3 protein-coding genes are annotated in these 2512 nt (G+C 35.0%); 2 read left to right on the forward strand and 1 reads right to left on the reverse strand.

Annotated features, from left to right (window positions below):
* Positions 1–14: 14 nt before the first annotated feature.
* Positions 15–1043: an omptin family outer membrane protease gene (locus ABZA26_RS12515; RefSeq protein WP_372714848.1), complete on the reverse strand. Its 1029-nt coding sequence runs from the start codon at positions 1041–1043 to the stop codon at positions 15–17.
* Between the two features lie 319 nt (positions 1044–1362).
* Here ABZA26_RS12515 and ABZA26_RS12520 point away from each other — a divergent pair, with 319 nt between their 5' ends.
* Positions 1363–1992 carry an L-threonylcarbamoyladenylate synthase gene (locus tag ABZA26_RS12520; RefSeq protein WP_372714849.1) on the forward strand — a complete coding sequence of 210 codons (630 nt, stop codon included), beginning with the start codon at positions 1363–1365 and terminating at the stop codon, positions 1990–1992.
* Between the two features lie 39 nt (positions 1993–2031).
* Positions 2032–2469 carry a hypothetical protein gene (locus ABZA26_RS12525; protein WP_372714850.1) on the forward strand — a complete coding sequence of 146 codons (438 nt, stop codon included), beginning with the start codon at positions 2032–2034 and terminating at the stop codon, positions 2467–2469.
* The last annotated feature ends 43 nt before the right edge of the window (positions 2470–2512 follow it).

The raw sequence follows: 2512 nt of genomic DNA on the forward strand, positions 1-2512 counted from the left end.
ACTCCTTTTGAAGTTTAAAATATATACGTGGCTCCTAGAGAAACCGTGTAAGAGTAGTTTGATGTACCGGCACCATCTTCATAATAATAAGTAGTTCCATCGGAATAGTATTCAGTGTCATCACCTGTTTCTCTGAAGTACTTCTGGAAATTACCTGAAAGGTTAATCATGAGATTCTCCATTATCATGTATCCTATATTTAATCCTAAGGAGAGATAAGCGATATTTTCAAATTCATCTTTGTAGGTTACCGAGTCACTTCCAGAAACATAGATTGAATCATTGACAGTATATCCTGAATAATAGTGGACATCCTCTGCTTCTCCCCAAGCCCATAGAGAACCTCTGACATAGGAAGAGATAACCCATTTATCCTTTTTTGTATTGAAAGTCAACCCAAGGTAAGGAGCATAAAATTCCTGATCATAGGATATAGTTTTTTCATCATCAAAAACAACGTCTCCAGTTCTGAAGAAATCATCAAAAGTAGTGGCATAGTAATTACTATAGGTACCATATCCGCCATATGCATTCCATTTATAACGGTCGTGCCTGAATCCTAATTCCCCTGTAATAGAAGAAGAATCTTTTTTATAAAGAAGATAGCTCATATTTATATCCAGCATATAGGCCTCATCGAGCTCTGTATCGCTTGATGAATAATCTGTCCAGGGTTCACTGTCCCCTAGATACCAGTCATAGTCTTCCATGTTTCCACTGCTTTCTGAGATTTTTGTCCACCCGGAAAAGTTAACTGAAAACTTGTCATTTAGCTTTACAGAAGTATCAATTCCTATTACAGGAACATTGTCTAGATCCCAAGTGAGTTTGCTCTGTTTACTGGAACCGTCATAAACATACTCTTCTGATTCACCATTTAAAACTCCTGTGGAAATGGATATGGATATTGGTATTTTGCTTTCACTTTCTACCATGAAGACTTCGCTTGAAGTGGCAGACATGGAATATGTACTTGAAACTGAGATCATAAAAAGAGCTGCCATCAGGGCCAGCCTTTTGTTTTTGGTGTTTGCCAATTGCATAAAATTTCTCCCCTTTTTCATATTAGTATAAAAATCCCCTCATTAGAAATAATAGCCTTAAAAATTGGTAATTACAACCCTGCATCATTTGGATACTAAAGGTAGAAATTAAATTTACATCTGGTTTTTAATAAAAAGATATATTTTTTTAATACTTTCTTTGTGTATTTCAATTTTTTTTATGATAATGTCACAGGTAAAAAAATTGTAAAAATATCAGATCAAAGGATAAAAGCAGTCATCAGGCTACTAGCTTTTTTTTTTTATATATGTTAAAATAGCTTATATTTTATTAAATGAACAGACGGGGTGGAGAGGTATGGAACAGATTGTTTTTGATTTGAAAAACATGGATCTTCCTGCTCTGGCAAAAAGAGTAAAATCTGGAGAACTTATTATTTATCCCACAGACACAGTCTATGGTGTGGGAGCAGTGACAGATAAAGAAGACGCACTCAAAAAAATATACCGGGCTAAGGAGAGAACATTTTCCTCGCCTCTTATCGCTCTTGTAAGTGATATAAAAAATGTAGAAAAGATAGCTTATATTGATAGAAATAAATCTGAAATTGAAAAACTCATGAAGTTTTTTTGGCCGGGAGCCCTCACTATAATTCTCCGAAAGAAGGAGAGTGTCTCGCCTGTGATGGTATCAGGAGGGGAAAGTATAGGGGTGAGGATGCCGAACCATCCACTGGCACTGGATATAATAGAAGCCTGCGGAGGGATACTAGCCACTACAAGTGCAAATATATCAGGAGAACCCAGTCCTAAAAAATATTCAGAAGTAAGTGAAGAGTTTAAAAAAAGAGTGGAAATACTGGTAGACGGAGGGGTTTGTGATCTCGGGATAGAATCTACTATTATAGATATGAGAGAAGAGCCTTTGATCCTAAGACATGGGGGCGTAACAAAAGAAGAGATAGAGAAAATAATAGGAAAATTTTAAAATAAGTAAAAAACTTGTATAATTATGGAGGAGAACAGAATGAAAGGTCAAAGGATTAATCCGAATAATCTAAACCCTATGCAGATGAATAACATGACTTCTATGATGGGTATGATGAACACAATGCAGAAAATAGGTAAATCAAAGAGAAAATATACAATTAATCTCGATAAAGCCAATAAAAAGTTTTTATCTAAATTTGTAGACGAGATAAAAAAGCAATTTGGAGGATCTCCTATACCTCAAGGTCAGGGAGTAGTAGTATTTTTGGACTACTTGAAAGCTGAGTGTGAAAAGAAAGACAAAAAAGAAGTTAGAGTCAGCTTCGAAGAACTTGAATTTCTGAAAAAAATGTTGTCAGATTCTCTGAGAGGAATCGAAAATATGAAGTTTAAATGGTATCAGTTCCCTAAAAAAATATTTTTGAACATAATGCTTAAACAGTATAAATATCTTCTGGAAGAGATCAAGAAGTAAAAGTATAGAGGAGCCCAGAGGGCTCCTTTTGTTTTACAATTAT

It is taken from the genome of Ilyobacter sp. (genome assembly GCF_041583315.1).
GTDB lineage: Bacteria > Fusobacteriota > Fusobacteriia > Fusobacteriales > Fusobacteriaceae > Ilyobacter.